The organism is Pseudoalteromonas sp. SR41-7 (genome assembly GCF_014163935.1).
In the GTDB taxonomy this organism is placed as follows: Bacteria; Pseudomonadota; Gammaproteobacteria; order Enterobacterales; family Alteromonadaceae; genus Pseudoalteromonas; species Pseudoalteromonas distincta.
Genome location: NZ_JACJEF010000003.1, coordinates 117,336 through 133,416 on the forward strand (window position 1 = coordinate 117,336; position 16,081 = coordinate 133,416).

A 16,081-nucleotide genomic window follows, 5' to 3' on the forward strand; every position below is an offset into this window, starting at 1 on the left:
AGCCGACATATGTCGGCTTTTTTATTGTAGGAGATTAAGTGCAATACCAATTGATCGAAACCCAAAATCAACTGAACACTTTTGTTGAACAAATAAAAAATAAGCCTATTTTAGCTATTGATACTGAGTTTATGCGTCGTCGCACTTTGTATCCAGAAGTTGCACTTATCCAAGTTTTTGATGGTGAGCATTTAGCGCTTATCGATCCGTTAGCTGAGCTCTCATTATTCGATTTTTGGGAAATACTAAAAGATCCTAGTGTTTTAAAAGTACTGCATTCTCCTTCAGAAGATATTGAGGTTTTTCAAAAATACGCAGGCTTTGTTCCATCCCCACTTTTTGATACACAATTTGCGTTGCAGTTACTTGGGGAAGGTAACTGTATGGGCTTTGCCCTTATGGTAAAAGAGTTGCAAGGTATTGAAATAGATAAAAGTGAGTCACGCACTAACTGGCTACAACGTCCGTTAACTAAAAAACAGTTAGATTATGCTGCTGCAGATACTTTTTACTTATTGCCGTGTTTCGAGCTGATTATAGAGCGTATTAATGCCGCTGGGTTCTTTGACATTGTAATAAACGAGAGTGAGCTGATAGCTAAAAAACGTGCGTTTCAAACACCAGACGAGCTTTTATATAAAGATATTAAAAATGCATGGCAACTCAAACCGCACGAACTTGCGGTTTTAAAAGAACTTGCTGTATGGCGCAGAAGCAAAGCCATTAAGAAAAATTTAGCGCTAAATTTTGTGTTAAAAGAACATAACATGACTGAAATTGCCAAACGTGGTCCTTCAAGTTTAAATGCTCTACGTCAAATTCCAGGAGTTGAAGCTATTGAAGTTAATCGCTCTGGTGTAGATATAATCAAGTGTATTGAAGTTGCCAAAGCAGTACCAGATGCTGAGCATCCTGAAGTACTTAAGCGCTTAATTGATTTTCCTACTTATAAAAAAGTAGCCAAAGATATTAAACAAAAGATCACTAAAGTCGCTAAAGAGCACAATATACCAGAAGACGTTATGGCCTCTAAAAAGCAAATTAATCAATTGATTAGTTGGAATTGGAAGTTAACTAATGAGCAAAAACAAAGCCATATTAAGCCTGATTTATTAAGCTCTTGGCGCTATAACTATGTTAAAGACGCTTTAAAAGAATGGGATACTTAAGACTAGATATTTTTTTTACTGTGTAATACTTATACCAATCCGCAATAATACTTAATCATTTTACGGCGCTAAACGTGTCGTTACCTGTGTTAAAAAATCTCATTTAGAACAACTAAATAGCGATTTTTTTGCCTAGCTATCAACACGTTTTTCCATCCTCAAAATAGATCACTTAATTAAGCGAATTGGTATTATCTATAATTTTTGTGTTACATAGTGAAAAAGTTTTAGTTGCATGCAAGGGATTAAAACGTAGATATTTAGAAAGTTATTAAAAAGTAAATGAAAATAAAGAGGGCGCTTATAAAGCGCCCTTTCTTCAATTACTTCTTTTCTTCATCAGGTAGTGTAACGTTTAGCTCAAGTACGGCTAAATCGTCTTCGTTTTGATCAAACTGAACCTGAACTGCATCGGTACTTACGTTCACGTATTTACGGATCACATCTAAAATATCTTGTTTTAATTGTGGTAAGTAATCCGGCGTTCCTCGCTGAGAACGCTCGTGCGCGACAATGATCTGCAATCGCTCTTTTGCTAGTGACGCACTGTTTTTCTTTTCTGAGCGGAAGTAGTCAAGTAAAGACACGTTAACCTCCAAAAATCCGTTTAAATAAGCCTTTTTTCTCAACGTCTAAGAAGCGAAAATCGACGGTTTCACCTAGTAAGCGGTTAATTGCATCAGAATAAGCTTGGCCTGCATCAGATTCTGTATCCAATATAACAGGTTGGCCTGAGTTTGAAGCACTTAATACCGCTTGCGATTCAGGAATAACCCCTAATAATGGGATTGACAGAATATCTTGCACATCTTCTACCGATAGCATTTCACCTTTTTCAACACGACCAGGGTTATAGCGTGTTAATAGTAAGTGTTCTTTAATATTTTCTAGGCCTTCTTCAGCACGTTTTGATTTGCTGTGTAAAATACCTAAAATACGATCTGAATCTCGAACTGACGACACCTCTGGGTTTGTTGTAACAATTGCTTCATCAGCAAAGTACATCGCCATCATAGCGCCAGCTTCAATACCTGCTGGTGAATCACATACTATGTAATCAAAGTCTTCTTTTAGTTCATTTAGTACGCGTTCAACACCTTCACGTGTTAAAGCATCTTTATCACGAGTTTGTGAAGCAGGTAGTAAAAATAATTTATCTACACGTTTATCTTTAATAAGCGCTTGGTTAAGGTTTGCCTCACCATTAATTACATTTACAAAGTCATAAACAACGCGGCGTTCACAACCCATAATTAAATCTAAGTTACGTAAACCAATATCAAAGTCGATAATAACTGTTTTATAGCCTTTTAACGCTAAGCCTGTGCCAATTGCAGCACTTGATGTTGTTTTACCAACACCGCCTTTACCTGAGGTAACGACAATTACTTTTGCCATGAGATTTATCCTTTAACCAAAGCTGAAATTTCTAATGATTCGTCTTTTTGTTGTATTTGCACTGCATTTCCCCAATGTTCACCTTGTAGCGAATCACTGATCCAGTAATTACCATCTATTGAAACCAGCTCGGCTTCAAGTTTTTGGCAAAAAATGTGTGCTTCTTTAAAACCTTTTGCGCCTGCAATAGCGCGACCGCGTAGGGTGCCATAAATATGCACATTCCCATCGGCAATGACTTCCGCACCATGACTAACTGCGCCAAGTACTATCAAATCTCTATCTTTTGCATAAACTTGTTGTCCAGAGCGAACTGTACCGCTGATAATTTGCGCTGGTAAATGCACCGTTTTTTCTACAATCGATATATTGGGCTCCTGTTTAACAGGTTCGCTCTTAACGTCTTGTGAATAATTTAAAACAGATAAGCCAGCAGCCTTTGCTTGAGTATGTTGCTCATCTGAGCCATTACACACACCAACCGCATTAAAACTCATTCGCTCGATTAATGATTTTAAGTGAACAAAATCAAGTGAACTGTTTTTAATTTCAATTAAATTAACGACAATAGGCGCACCCTCAAAAAACTTAGGGGCCTGGGCTATTTTTACATACAGTTGTTCTGCTAAAAGGTTTATATCAGTACTATAAAGATGCAAAACTGATAACGTAAAAAGATTCCCTTTTAACTCAAAAATTTGGTCCGACATACACGCTCAATTGATTTGTCTGATTAGAAATTAATTTTAGATAAACGTAGGCTGAATAGGGCCTTTATTGAAATTTCTAATCTAATTTTTCTAACTTATTATTACTCTCATGTTATAGTGTGCGGCATTGTTAAGCAAGAATTTATAGGGTCATAATGCTCACTGCAGTATATAAAAGTAAGAAAAAAGCGGATACGTTCTTATTTGTTGAAAAAAGAGATGATTTTAGCAAAGTTCCGGAACCTTTGATGACTATGTTTGGTCAACCTGTTTATGTGATGATCATCAATTTAGCAAAACGTGAGCATTTAGGTGGGGCAGGTTTAGAAACTGTAAAAGCAGCGTTATCAAATCCTGATAAAGGCTACTACTTACAAATTCCACCACCTGAGCAAAATTTGCTAAGCCAATTACGAAAAGACAATGGAGTTGATAGTGATTAAAAAACTTATCGTTATATTATGTGGTGTATGTTTAAGCTCACCTGTTATGGCAAAAACTCAGGCTGAATTTCAAGATTATTTAGCGAATTTAAAGCAAGAAGCTATCGCAAAAGGTTATGAAGCCAAACTTATTGACGATGCGTTTGCAACAGCAACGTATAAAGAAAAAGTGGTTTCGGCTGACAAAAACCAGCCAGAAGTAAAAGAAACCCTTGAAACGTATTTACCAAAACGTGTACCACAATGGAAAATTGACCGCGCACGTAAGCTTTACGCAGAAAACAAAGAGGTACTTGAAAAAGTAGCGAAAGAGTTTGGCGTACAAGCACGCTTTATAGTCGCGCTTTGGGGGCTTGAAAGTAACTTTGGTACAATTCAAGGCGGTCATAACGTTATTTCATCATTAGTGACACTTGCTTTTGATGGACGCCGAGAAGCACTTTATAAGCGCCAACTTTGGGCTGCACTGGATATTTTAAAGTCGGGCCACATAACGCTTGATAAATTTAAAGGCTCTTGGGCAGGCGCAATGGGGCAAACGCAATTTATGCCTACCTCTTTTAATGCTTACGCGGTTGATTACAACAACGATGGTCGTAAAGATATTTGGACTACAAAAGAAGATGCTTTTGCCTCAATTGCTAATTATCTAAAGCAAGAAGGCTGGAACGACTCTCTTACGTGGGGTCGCCAAGTTCAGTTACCTGAAAACTTTGATAGTAAATACGTTTTAGTGCGTGGTACCAAAACTCGCAAGCAGTGGTTAGAATATTGGAACGACTCAGAGCGCTCATTAGCTGATTGGCAAGCAATGGGTGTTCGTAAAGCTGATGGTTCTGATTTACCTAATGTAGACGTACGTGCTGCGCTGGTTATGCCTGATGATATAAATGGCCGTATGTACTTAGCGTACGATAACTACAAAGTGTTTATGCATTGGAATCGCTCGTATTACTTTGCTACTAGTGTAGGTTACTTGTCGGATAGAATTGGTTATCCAAAAATCTAATTTTTAAAATATACCTATAAATAAAGCCGCAATTGCGGCTTTATTCTTTTTTGAATATCTTTTCTTTTAGGTCAATAACTTTACCAATTCCAGAACCTAGCTTCATTAGCTTATTAAGTTGCTCTGGCGTTAAACGCTGTAGTTCTGATGACCATTTAGTGACGGTTTCAAGTAGGTTGTGAATCTCACCCATTTGTTTTTGTGCGTAAAGTTCATCGTCGTTACTGGCTTCGTCTAATAAGTTATCGCGTAGTAGCGTTAAGGTGGGCTCAATTTCGCGCTTTTTACGTTCTTCAAATACGCGATTTGCCATATCCCAAATATCGCCAGCAGGGGCGTAGTACTCTTTACGATCGCCAGGAATATGCTGTACTTTAATTAACTGCCACGATTGCAGCTCTTTAATGCCCATACTTACATTACCGCGAGAAATACTAAGCGCATCTGCAATCTCATTAGCTGTCATTGGGTTTTTAGTAATAATCAGCAAACCACACATTTGTCCGATCGTACGATTGAATCCCCATCGGCTGCCCATCTCACCACAATGCATTACAAAGGCAAAATTCTTTTCGGATAAACTCATAGCTTAGTAACTTTCAGTAATTTCAGAAAGTAAATGCTAGCACGCTCATTATGGATAGCAAGTTCTTAGCAGGCTTATAAGTTAATTTAAATGACTAAAATATGATTTAGATTAATATTTATACATCTATATTAGGATATGTTGTACACAACAATACATAAATAAATCCTTATCTTTAATTTTCTTCACATACGATGGAATGACTATGAAAGCTGCAATTAATACTCAATACAAAGGTAAATTAGAAATAACAGACTTACCAATTCCTGAGGTGGGAATAAATGATGTTTTAGTAAAAATAGCGGCCTGTGGCGTTTGCCATACCGATTTACATGCCTGTCATGGGGATTGGCCAGTAAAACCAAAAATGCCATTAGTACCAGGGCACGAAGGTGTCGGTGTTATCGAAAAAGTCGGAAGCAACATTAAGCACTTAGAAGTTGGCGATAGAGTCGGTATTCCTTGGCTCTATAGTGCATGTGGGCACTGTGAGTTTTGCCTAGATGGTAAAGAAACACTGTGTTTATCGCAGCACAATACTGGCTATTCTATTGACGGTAGTTATGCAGAATATTGTTTAGCGCATGGCGACTACGTTGTAAAAATACCAGAAGAACTCGGTTTTTCTGAGGCTGCTCCATTATTTTGTGCAGGTGTTACAACCTATAAAGCATTAAAAGTATCCGGTGCTAAACCAGGGCAGTGGGTTGCTATTGTTGGTGTGGGCGGGCTTGGTCATTTAGCAGTACAGTACGCTAAAGCAATGGGTTTTAATGTAATAGCTGTTGATACAGGTAAAGAAAAACTCGCGCTTGCTAAAGAGCTAGGCGCAGATATCACCCTCGATTTTAAAGAGGTTGTTCCAAGCGAAGCTATTTTTGAACAAGTCGGTGGCACGCATGGTGTTGTGTGTACTGCGGTGTCTAAAGCGGGGTTTGAACAAGCCTATAAAAGTGTACGCCGTGGCGGTAAATGCGTATTAGTGGGATTACCTCCAGAGGATATGCCACTTCCTATTTTTGATACTGTGCTTAATGGCATTTCAGTAGTTGGCTCTATTGTTGGTACACGTAAAAATTTGCAAGAATGCTTGGAATTTGCAGCGCAAGGTAAAGTAAAAGCGATTATTGAAGAAAAACGCTTAGAGGACATTAACGAAATTTTTGATGATATGCTCAAAGGTGAAATTAACGGTCGCATAGTGGTTACTATTTAATTTAGATTAAGCGTTTATAAAACACAAAAAAGCACGGCTTCTAAATTAGAAAACCGTGCTTTTTAAGTATTTAACTAACCTGAGCGCTGAAAATAGCTGCTTGAGATAGATTTATTATCCAGAGTTCAGGTTAACCAATTAAAGTGTGTAACTAAAACTTAGTTTTGCATTACGCTCTTCGCCTGGCATACCACCTAAAAACATCGCTTTTGAGTAATACTTTTTGTTGAACAAGTTATTTAAGTTTAACTGCATATGCCATTTATCAGTTGTATACGATACAGCTGTATCGTAAGTCGTGTAACTTGGTACATAACCATCAGGAATCGAGAATGAACTTGAATTAGTACTTCTGTTATCTACAAATGTAATACCACCACTTATATTTACAGCTTCAGGTAAATTAAACATATCTGCGTAGTAGGTTACCCACGTACTTGCTGTTACGTAAGGCACACCTTTTTGGCGTGTGTCGTAACTGCTGCTATTAGGATTACTTTTGTCACGTGCATCTTGATAAATACCGTTTACGTTTACTTTCCATTTATCGTTCAAGTAAGCATTTAAATCAAGCTCAACACCTTTTGTTTGCTCTTTACCATCATAATAGCTTTCAGGTACATCTGAGCCTGATGTTAATGCGTCATAAAGCGGGTTTGCGTATTCTAAATTAGTACGAGAGCTTTCAAATATAACAACAGATGCGAGTAGTTGGTCATCAAATGCTTTAAATCTAAAGCCTAGGTCGTTACTTATAGACTCTGAATCTTCACGGTCAGCTTCGTTACCTGCCACAGAGCCTAATACACTATACGCTGTACGCCCTTTTGAATGATTTACAAATACAGATAAATCTTCAGATGGCTGATACGTTGCCCCCAGATTATACGTTAAGCCAGAATCTGATGTACTCGCTTCAGGTGTTGGCTCTGCACGGCTAGAACTGTAACGCTCATCAACACCAAAGTGCTCATAAGTTTGCTCAATTCGGTTATACGCCACACCAATACGCGTTGTAAGTTCTTCAGTTATGTAACCAACATGTTGAATGCCTAAGCCCCATGCTTGTACTTTTTTATTGTAGTCACTTGTTTTAAGCGGATCGTAATCTTCAAAGTTACCGGTTGGCCAATTTGGTTCTCTTATATCGTAAATATACGGCAACGAACCTTGGTACGTTACATCACCATCATTGTTTGTGAGTACGTAATCTTGATCCCATATTGAGAATTGTTTAAAACGAATATCTCTATCTTCGTAGTTGGCGTTAACTAGTAATTCGTTATCTACGTCGCCTAACATAAAGTCATAACGTAAATCTAAGAAGTACTGCCATGATTTTTCATCTGCTTCTACTTGGCGGTATTCTTGGCGGCGTGCTGCATACGGGTAAAGTACACCGTCTTCAACTAATGGAGCACGAGGGTCGTTATTAATTATTCCATCGCGTGTTGAATAGACGTAGTTATATGCACCTGTTTGGCGCGCAAAACTTGATGTGTAGTTACGGTACTGTAGCTGCTGGTTTAAAAACAAATCGTCAGTAATGTAATAGTTATGCGTTAATTTAAAACGCAACTCTTCACCTTCGTTAGCATCAGCCATTGGTGAAATAATACCATTTGTGCCAAAGCTATAAGGTGTTAAGCCATCAGATGCAGATAATGAATTAGCAAGTTGGTCGCGTTGTGCATCACTTAACTGTACGCCGCTTCCTGTCGGATCGTTTACTAAATCGGCACCAGTTACTTCACCCGCGCTTAAGCCGTTTGCAGTTTCTGCACTGTAAATACGAATAGGATGACCAATAGAATCAACCGCTATTTCATCTTTTATATAGGCTGCAGAAAGCATGATGTTTTGTCTGTCATTAAGCACGAATTTAAGTGAGGTATAAATTTCGTCGCGATCTTCTTTTAAATCGCGAAATCCGTCACTTGACGCTGTTTTAGCCATAACACGATAAGCTAAATCATCTGTTATAGCGTTAGTGCTATCAAACGATAATGAATAGCTATCCCACTGGCCAAGCTCAGCCGATACTTTGTGTTTTTCTTCAAACTCTGGCTTTTTTTCAATTAGGTTTATTACGCCACCTGCGCTACCAATGCCATATAAACCTGTTGCAGGGCCTTTTAAAACCTCAACAGATTCAACATTTGTAAGTGAACGAGTTGGGTTAAATGTATTCCCCAGGCCTGCACCACCATACATACCATCGTAGGTGTAGTTTGCATCTAAACCACGAATTACTAAGTTATCACCAATACCGTAATTATTACCTGCTTGTGTTAAGCCACTTACGTTTCTAACTAAATCTTGTAAGCTATCTACACCTTGGGATTCAATCAGTTCTCGGTCAATAATTACAACCGGTGCAGGAGTTTCCATTAAAGACATGTCTGATTTAGTAGCAAGACCAGAGCTCATCACCACGCGGTTTTGCTTTTCGTATACGCTGATGCGTTCAATATCAGCATCAACTTGTGTATTTTGGGCAAATGCCATATTTGCATTTAAACAAGCAAGAGTAATAAGAGAGTACTTAAACGTTTTCATAGAGTGATAATTATTCGCGTTATTGAATTTTCGCGAATGATAATGGTTATTGTTTTTAAAGTGAATAGAAAGTTCATTTTATTTGATTAAATAAAACTGTTCGGATAATTAATAGACAAAAGCTAGTCTAATAGGGGGGCGGTGACCCTTTTATGGCATATTCAATATAGGTGAGAGTTTTATTAAGGCTGAGTAAACTCAGCCTTAATAGCGTGTATTTACAACTGGTTTTTATAAACAACACCTGCTTTCATTACAAAAGGTACTGCCTCTAAGGTTTTAATACTTTTAAGAGGATTTGCTTTTACCGCAATTATATCAGCTGCAAATCCGGTTTTAATTTGTCCTAACTGAGTATCCATTTTTAATAACTTAGCGCTATTAATAGTTGATGCTTGAATGGCTTGTAGTTCTGTCATGCCAAATTCAACCATGCGGCTAAACTGTTTTGCATTATCTCCGTGCGGGTAAATTGCTGCATCGGTACCAAAGACCATTTTAACACCCGCTTTTACAGCACGGCTAAAGCTATCACGTTGCCTTTTAGAAACTTGGCGCTCTTTATTTAGGTTTTCTTCGTCTACGCCGTTTTGCTCGCCATAAGTGAGTGTGTATTCGGTGTTATAAATATCCATAGAAAGCCAAGTTCCATGCTCTTTGGCAAGCGCTATCGCTTCGTCATCTAAAAAGCTGGCATGCTCTACGCTATCAACACCTGCTTTAATGGCTGTTTTTATACCGCTTGTACCGTGTGCGTGAGCAGCTACTGGTAAATCTCGCATATGGGCTTCATCAACAATGGCTTTCATTTCTTCAAAAGAATACTGCTGTGCACCTACTTTAGTCCCTTTTGAAAATACTCCACCTGTGGCGCAAAACTTAATAGCATTTGCCCCGTATTTAATATTTTCGCGTACTTTTATACGCGCAGCCCATGGACCGTCTGCGACGCCACTTGAAGTATATTTAAGCTCAGGAGGCAGGCGGTTGTTATCACAGTGCCCGCCAGTAATGCCGAGTGATGGGCCTGCAGCCCAAATACGAGGGCCAACTATGTCACCCGCATTTATGCCGTCACGCACGGCTATGACGCTGTAACCTTCTGCGCCAACATTACGTACTGTTGTAAATCCAGCTTCTAAGGTTTTTTTAGCAAAATGAGCCGCTTTAATCGCCATTCTAGGAACTGACTGGCCTAAACGTTCACTGCGCGGCACCGTAGGGTCACTCGTTAAATGCACATGCATATCCATTAAACCAGGCATAAGGGTCAAATCAGGGAGTTGAATATGTTTATCATCTTTAGTTAGCGTTGGTTTTTTATTTTGTTCAATGTTTGTAATTACGCCATCATCAATAGTAATTAAGGGTGATTTAATGAGCTTGCCATCTTTAACATCAACCATGGCTTTAGCCGATAGGTATGTAACTGCATGGCTATTAAAAGTGGTTAAGCAAAGTAAGGCAATAGAGGTGCTGAGTAGTTGTTTTTTCATTTTATTTTTCTTTTAAATCATATTTGAATTAATAGAAATGTAACAAGTTCAGATAAAAGTGCAAATTTAATACGATGAATGCAATCTATCGTAATTTCTTTATTAAGCACGGTTTAATGCGCATAATTAAAAAACGATATTAAAAAGGATTATCATGAAATCAATTAAATTAGCATTAGTTGCCAGTGGCGTTATGTTTGCTTTAAGTGGCTGTATGAATACTGAGCTTAGTACACAGACTAATACCAGTACGCAGTTAAACACAGTTAACGCATCAGCAGGTATTGTTTCAGAGCTTTCAGCAGAGCAACAACTCGATGTACTTGTTGCACAGTATTACGATGAATCGCTCACATATAGCCCCATCAGCGCAACGTACAATGGTCGTAATGAGTTTAACGATCAATTCACGCCTGTGATTTCAAAAGAAAATAGAGCTAAAAAAGCCGCTTTTTATAAAAAATATCAACAGCGATTAAACTTTATAGATAAAGCACAGTTAAGAGGGCAATCGCTTTTAAGTTTTGAAATATTAGAGCGTGACCTTGCACTTAAATTAGAAGGCATGCAGTTCCCTGATTATTTACTACCAATAAATCAAATGGCGGGTGCGCATAACACCTTTGCAGGTTTTGGTTCAGGTCAAAGTGCTCAGCCGTTTAATACCGTTGAAGATTACACGGCTTTTATCTCGCGTAGCGAAGGTTTTGTAAAGTGGCTTGCAAGTGTAGAGCGTTCAATGGCGCAAGGCATCAAACTAGGTATTACGTTACCAAAACCACTTGCTGAAAAATTACAGCCACAATTTGCAGCTCATGTAGTTAAAAATGCCGAAGATTCATTATTTTGGGGACCAATTAAAAAATTACCAGAATCGTTTAGCGCACAACAAAAGCAAAAAATTACAGCGCAGTATCGTCAATTGATTATGCAGCACTTAGTACCGGCTTATAAAAGTATGAGTGACTTTTTAGCTAATCAATATATTCCTAATAGTCGAGAAAGCGTAGGTTACAGTGACTTACCAAACGGTAAAGCATGGTACGAATACCAAATTAAGAAAAACACAACGCTTAGCTTATCTGCAGACGAAATTCATGACATTGGTTTAAGTGAAGTGTCGCGCATTTTAAGCGAAATGAAAAAAGTAAAAGAAACCGTAGGCTTTAAAGGTGAGCTATCTGAATTTTTTGATCATTTACGCGATTCAGATGAATTTTACTACGACACGCCCGAGGAGTTAATTGCGGCATATGAAAACGTTAAGAAAAAAATAGATGCGCGTTTACCTCTACTTTTTAACATAGCACCCAAAGCACCTTACGTTGTAAAAGCAGTTGAAGCCTACAGAGCGCAGTCGGCAGCAGGTGCATCCTATGCATCTCCGGCGCCTGATGGCTCTCGCCCTGGTATTTTTTATATCAATGCTTATAACTTAAAAGCGCAGCCTAAATTTTTACTCGAAACTTTATCGATTCACGAAGCAGCCCCGGGTCATCACTTTCAAATAGCACTTCAGCAAGAAATTGAAGGCTTACCTGATTTTCGTAAATTTGGTGGTTATACCGTGTTTGCAGAAGGTTGGGCGCTTTACGCAGAAAGCTTAGGTAAAGAGCTAGGCTTATTTACCGACCCTTATATGTGGTATGGACGTTTATCGGATGAGCAATTACGCGCAATGCGTTTAGTGCTTGATACTGGTTTTCATGCAAAAGGGTGGACGCGTCAACAAGGTATAGATTACATGCTTGCAAATTCATCTATGGCTAAAAGTGATGTAATTGCTGAAGTAGAGCGATATATTGCATGGCCAGGACAAGCGCTTTCTTACAAGTTAGGGCAATTTAAAATTCAAGAATTACGTGATTTTTCTAAAAAAGAACTCGGTGATAAATTTGATATTAAAGCGTTTCACACGCAAATATTAATTGATGGCGCATTACCAATGCCAATCCTTGAGGAAAAAATTAAGCGTTGGGTTAAATCTCAAAGCTAATTTGTAGCGCAAAGCCAGTACTTTGAAAGGGTATTGGCTTTGCGCCATTTACAGCAATACGGTAGAATGCGCGCTCTTTAGGGGGCACGAGTAAACTATGTTTGATCAACAATTAGCAAATACACAATTTTGGCTTAAAAAAAGCTTAAGCGACATGAGTCAAAACGAATGGGAAGCCATTTGTGATGGATGCGGAAAATGTTGTTTAAATACGTTTATTGATAGCGAAGATGAAGACGAATTTACCGCCACCGATCAGTTACGCGAAGGTGAGCAATTAATATTTACTAATATTGTATGTCAGTATCTTGATAACAACACCTGTGGTTGTAGCGAATATGAAAACCGCCAAACGCTTGTTCCTTCTTGTGTAAAACTCACAAAAGAAAACCTTAAAGACATCTTTTTTATGCCACAAAGCTGCAGTTACCGTCGTTTACATGAAGGTCGTGGTTTGGCTTCTTGGCATCCGTTATTAAATAATGGTGATAAAACAAAGATGCATGAGCTAGGTATTTCTGTAAAAGACAAAACAGTAAAAGATTGCGATGTAAAGCTCGACGACTTTGATTTGTACATTGCAGAATGGCCAACAAAGGACGTAGATTAATGAGTAAACAACAAGCCGTAATTGGTTTAATCAATCCTAAAAGCCCGACTAATGTTGGCGGTGTATTGCGAGCAGCTGGCTGTTATGACGCTAAACAAGTTTTTTTTACAGGCAATCGCTACTTAAACGCCAAAAAGTTCCATACAGATACAAAAAATGTAGTGGAGCGTATTCCTTTAACCGAAACAGATAATTTAGAAGCAATAAAGCCACAAGGCGCAACGGTTGTGGTTATTGAGCTTATTGAAGGTGCAACACCTTTACCTGGGTTTAAACATCCTGAAAATGCATTTTATGTATTTGGCCCCGAAGATGGCTCTGTATCAAAAGACGTCTTAAAGTGGTGCGATGAGGTTGTTTATATTCCAACTATTGGCTGCATGAACTTAGCGGCAACCTGTAATGTAGTTTTGTATGATCGCTTAGCTAAATTAGGCGGCGTTGAGAGTAGTGACGATACTATTATTAGCTCTCGTGATACAAACAATAAAATGAGGTGGCAAAAAAGCTGATTAGTTAAGGTTTATTTGTGCAAAAGTGTTAGTAGTAGCTAAACTTAAAAACACCATTAATCACAAATAGATACTAAAATGCGCTGGTTTTATTTTATATTATTGCTAACAACTAGTAATAGTTTTGCTGAAACATCGGTTGAGTATTTTCAAAATGGTACTCAACACACTTTAACTGGGCATTCCCATAAATCAGGGGTGCTCTATGAAGCTAAAAACTCCAAACAAACACTTCATCTAGCCACACTCGATTGGCCTCCCTATATTGGTAATAATGTATGTAATAAAGGCTGGGTTTATCAATTTTCAATTGCCTTGTTAAATAGTAAGGGCTACAGCGTATATATTGAATTTTTGCCTTGGGCAAGAGCGGTACGAAATGTAGAACTAGGCAGGGCTGACATACTAATGCCTGAATACTTTATAGAAGATACAGCCCCCTCCGATTATGTTGATGGTAAAACACGTCGAGAATTACTCGGCTTATCTAATTCGTTTAAAGGTGGCGAAATTGCTTTTTTAAAAAGGAAAGGCGATACAGACCATTTCACAGGAAACTTGAACTCGCTCAAAGGGCTTAAGATTGGTGTTGTTCGAGGGTATCAAAATACGCCAGAGTTTGATGCCATGATGGACAATGGTGAGTTTGAAGTTATCGCCTCTGTTGATGACTTACAGCTTGTTAAGCTACTGACTGCTAAACGTGTTGATTTGGTTATAGGCGATCCTCAAGCTTTGAAATCATCTGTGGCTTACTCCTCTTTAACTAAACCTGAAAAACAGTCTTTGCTTTCTTCCATTGAGCAAGAAAGCATTCCTTTGCAATATAACTCGTTATATTTTGCCATTAGTAAGCGTGCACATAATTGGCTTTTAGTATTAGAGGATATAAACGAAGGGCTTTATCAGTTTAATAACAGTGGCGAAATAGACCGAATTATTAGTGCGACCAACACGCAATGTGAATAATAGAACTGGAACGTTCCATAAGTGCGCGGACTAATTTATATTTAAACATGTAAAATCGTTTTCAACTTGTTAATGGAGTGAAAACGACGTGAGTGAAATAAATACAAACCAATCATTCGCGGTCAACGAACAGCCAAATAAAAATTATCTGTTTCCACTGACTGCAATGACGACCCTATTTTTTTTATGGGGCTTTATTACTGTTTTAAACGATGTACTAATACCACGCTTAAAAGGCGTATTTGATTTGAGCTTTTTTGAAGCGATGCTAGTACAGTTTTGCTTTTTTGGGGCTTACTTTATTGTTTCTATTCCTGCGGGGCTTTTAGTTAAGCAATTTGGTTACAAAAAAGGGATTTTAACTGGTTTAATTGTGGCTTCAATGGGGTGTATGTTGTTTTACCCTGCTGTTGTAGTACATGAATATTGGCTATTTTTAGGCGCTTTATTTGTACTTGCTGCAGGCGTAACAGTACTTCAGGTTTCTGCCAATCCTTATGTTGCTGCTCTTGGCAGCGAAAAAACAGCTTCTTCTCGTCTAAATTTAGCACAAGCACTTAATGCGCTTGGTACTACAGTTGGGCCTTATGTTGGTGGTTTATTATTTTTCGGTACTGCAGGTAGTTTAGCCGCATCGTCAGCAACTGCTGAATCTGTAAAAGTGCCTTATTTAATGCTTGCTGGCGCTTTATTACTTATCGCTATTGTGTTTGCCTTTATAAAGCTTCCAGAAATTGAAGCCCACAAAGAGGAAAATAATACAGCAATTGAATCTCGTTCGTTAATGCAAGCACCGCACTTAACTATGGGTGTACTTGCTATATTTTGCTACGTAGGTGGGGAAGTTGCCATTGGCAGCTTTTTAGTTAACTACTTTGGTGAGGCACACATAGCAGGGCTTGAAGAGCATACTGCGGCCGCACTTATTAGTTATTACTGGGGCGGGGCAATGGTAGGGCGTTTTATAGGCTCTGTATTATTACAAAAGATAGCACCTTCTAAAGCTATAGCGTTTAATGCATTTAGTATTATTGCGCTATTACTGATCACTATTTTTACTCAAGGTGACGTCGCTTTATACTCAGTATTGGCAATTGGTTTATTTAACTCAATTATGTTCCCGACTATATTTTCAGTTGCAATCGAGCGACTAGGATCATTGACGAGCAAAGGTTCTGGCTGGTTATGTTTAGCAATTGTTGGTGGTGCACTTGTACCATTACTGCAAGGGTTTATAGCTGATACAGTAAATATACAGCAAAGCTTTTTTGTTCCAATGTTATGTTATATATTTATTGCATGGTACGGTTTAAATGTTGTTCGCTTAGCAAATAAGTGGAAATAACAGACTATACAAGAGTGACTGAATACGTATTCAGTCACTTATAAAGTTACATTTAATGGGAAC

At 38.3% G+C, this 16,081-nt stretch carries 15 protein-coding genes; 9 read left to right on the top strand and 6 right to left on the bottom strand.

Annotated features, from left to right (window positions below; all coding sequences use genetic code 11):
- Positions 1-38 precede the first annotated feature (38 nt).
- Positions 39-1,169: a ribonuclease D gene (gene rnd / locus H5092_RS05155; RefSeq protein ID WP_182733023.1), complete on the top strand. Its 1,131-nt coding sequence runs from the start codon at positions 39-41 to the stop codon at positions 1,167-1,169.
- Positions 1,170-1,492: 323 nt separating this feature from the next.
- On the opposite strand, the gene minE is transcribed toward rnd, so the two are convergent.
- From minE to minC, 3 genes are read right to left on the bottom strand one after another with little or no spacing between them, the layout of a single operon-like run.
- The gene (minE, locus tag H5092_RS05160; RefSeq protein ID WP_004334706.1) at positions 1,493-1,756 is read right to left on the bottom strand and encodes a cell division topological specificity factor MinE; all 264 of its coding nucleotides are present in this window, start codon (positions 1,754-1,756) and stop codon (positions 1,493-1,495) included.
- A 1-nt stretch (position 1,757) separates the two neighbouring features.
- Complete coding sequence (gene minD, locus H5092_RS05165; RefSeq protein ID WP_004334708.1) at positions 1,758-2,567, bottom strand: septum site-determining protein MinD; 810 nt, start codon at positions 2,565-2,567, stop codon at positions 1,758-1,760.
- A gap of 5 nt (positions 2,568-2,572) precedes the next feature.
- Complete coding sequence (gene minC / locus H5092_RS05170; RefSeq protein ID WP_182733024.1) at positions 2,573-3,277, bottom strand: septum site-determining protein MinC; 705 nt, start codon at positions 3,275-3,277, stop codon at positions 2,573-2,575.
- A 155-nt stretch (positions 3,278-3,432) separates the two neighbouring features.
- On the opposite strand from minC, the gene H5092_RS05175 reads away from it, so the two are divergent.
- Together H5092_RS05175 and H5092_RS05180 are read left to right on the top strand one after the other, a co-directional pair.
- Positions 3,433-3,720, top strand: coding sequence for a YcgL domain-containing protein (locus H5092_RS05175; protein ID WP_182733025.1), 288 nt, complete (start codon positions 3,433-3,435; stop codon positions 3,718-3,720).
- Positions 3,713-4,729: a lytic transglycosylase domain-containing protein gene (locus tag H5092_RS05180; RefSeq protein ID WP_182733026.1), complete on the top strand. Its 1,017-nt coding sequence runs from the start codon at positions 3,713-3,715 to the stop codon at positions 4,727-4,729. The genes H5092_RS05175 and H5092_RS05180 overlap by 8 nt, the downstream gene beginning before the upstream one ends.
- A 40-nt stretch (positions 4,730-4,769) precedes the next feature.
- On the opposite strand, the gene H5092_RS05185 is transcribed toward H5092_RS05180, so the two are convergent.
- On the bottom strand, positions 4,770-5,315 hold the full coding sequence (locus H5092_RS05185; RefSeq protein WP_024596846.1) for a GbsR/MarR family transcriptional regulator: 546 nt from the start codon (positions 5,313-5,315) through the stop codon (positions 4,770-4,772).
- Positions 5,316-5,520: 205 nt separating this feature from the next.
- Here H5092_RS05185 and adhP point away from each other — a divergent pair, with 205 nt between their 5' ends.
- The gene (gene adhP, locus H5092_RS05190) at positions 5,521-6,531 is read left to right on the top strand and encodes an alcohol dehydrogenase AdhP (protein WP_182733027.1); all 1,011 of its coding nucleotides are present in this window, start codon (positions 5,521-5,523) and stop codon (positions 6,529-6,531) included.
- Positions 6,532-6,669: 138 nt separating this feature from the next.
- On the opposite strand, the gene H5092_RS05195 is transcribed toward adhP, so the two are convergent.
- Positions 6,670-9,090: a TonB-dependent siderophore receptor gene (locus H5092_RS05195; protein WP_182733028.1), complete on the bottom strand. Its 2,421-nt coding sequence runs from the start codon at positions 9,088-9,090 to the stop codon at positions 6,670-6,672.
- Positions 9,091-9,308: 218 nt separating this feature from the next.
- Positions 9,309-10,586 (bottom strand): amidohydrolase family protein, encoded by a 1,278-nt coding sequence (locus H5092_RS05200; protein ID WP_154902860.1) that lies wholly within the window; start codon positions 10,584-10,586, stop codon positions 9,309-9,311.
- Positions 10,587-10,740: 154 nt separating this feature from the next.
- Between H5092_RS05200 and H5092_RS05205 the strand changes: the two genes are divergently transcribed.
- From H5092_RS05205 to H5092_RS05225, 5 genes are all read left to right on the top strand, one after another.
- Positions 10,741-12,582 carry a DUF885 family protein gene (locus tag H5092_RS05205; RefSeq protein ID WP_182733029.1) on the top strand — a complete coding sequence of 614 codons (1,842 nt, stop codon included), beginning with the start codon at positions 10,741-10,743 and terminating at the stop codon, positions 12,580-12,582.
- Positions 12,583-12,679: 97 nt separating this feature from the next.
- The gene (locus H5092_RS05210; RefSeq protein WP_004334734.1) at positions 12,680-13,192 is read left to right on the top strand and encodes a YcgN family cysteine cluster protein; all 513 of its coding nucleotides are present in this window, start codon (positions 12,680-12,682) and stop codon (positions 13,190-13,192) included.
- Positions 13,192-13,704, top strand: a complete 513-nt coding sequence (locus tag H5092_RS05215) for an RNA methyltransferase (protein WP_182733030.1) — start codon at positions 13,192-13,194, stop codon at positions 13,702-13,704. The genes H5092_RS05210 and H5092_RS05215 overlap by 1 nt, the downstream gene beginning before the upstream one ends.
- A gap of 78 nt (positions 13,705-13,782) precedes the next feature.
- Positions 13,783-14,673: an ABC transporter substrate-binding protein gene (locus H5092_RS05220; protein ID WP_182733031.1), complete on the top strand. Its 891-nt coding sequence runs from the start codon at positions 13,783-13,785 to the stop codon at positions 14,671-14,673.
- 88 nt (positions 14,674-14,761) lie between these two features.
- Positions 14,762-16,018: a sugar MFS transporter gene (locus H5092_RS05225; RefSeq protein ID WP_182733032.1), complete on the top strand. Its 1,257-nt coding sequence runs from the start codon at positions 14,762-14,764 to the stop codon at positions 16,016-16,018.
- Positions 16,019-16,081: the final 63 nt, after the last annotated feature.